The sequence below is a fragment of the Corallococcus praedator genome (genome assembly GCF_003612125.1).
GTDB lineage: Bacteria > Myxococcota > Myxococcia > Myxococcales > Myxococcaceae > Corallococcus > Corallococcus praedator.
This window is the reverse complement of the sequence record NZ_RAWI01001433.1, coordinates 1-387: the sequence shown is the minus strand read 5'-3', so window position 1 is coordinate 387 and position 387 is coordinate 1. Positions and strand designations below refer to the sequence as shown.

The following is a 387-nucleotide window of genomic DNA, read 5'->3' as shown; positions in this document are numbered from 1 at the left end:
CGATATCGCGAAAGGGCTGATCGATGAGGGCTTCCACCCGATGACGGTCTACTTCCCGCTCGTCGTCCACGGCGCGATGCTGATCGAGCCCACCGAGACCGAAAGCAAGGCCGCGCTCGATCAGTTCATCGGCGCGCTGCGGAACGTTGCCGAACGCGCCAAGGCGGGCGATGCCGCACTCAAATCGGCGCCGCATATGGCACCGCGCCGCCGCCTCGACGAAACGCTGGCGGCGCGCAAGCCGGTGCTCGTCCACCCGCGTGGCTGATCGGCCGCGCTACGGCTGTATCGAGGCGGGCGGGACCAAGTTCGTCCTCGGCGTGGCCAGCGGCCCGGATGACATCATCGCGACGACCAGGGTCGAGACGACGACGCCTGCTGTGACAC

Annotated in this window: 1 pseudogene; it reads left to right on the top strand. The window is 68.0% G+C overall.

The window, feature by feature from the left end:
* Positions 1-268: pseudogene (locus D7Y13_RS44780) on the top strand (aminomethyl-transferring glycine dehydrogenase subunit GcvPB); the annotation flags it as partial.
* Positions 269-387 lie beyond the last annotated feature (119 nt).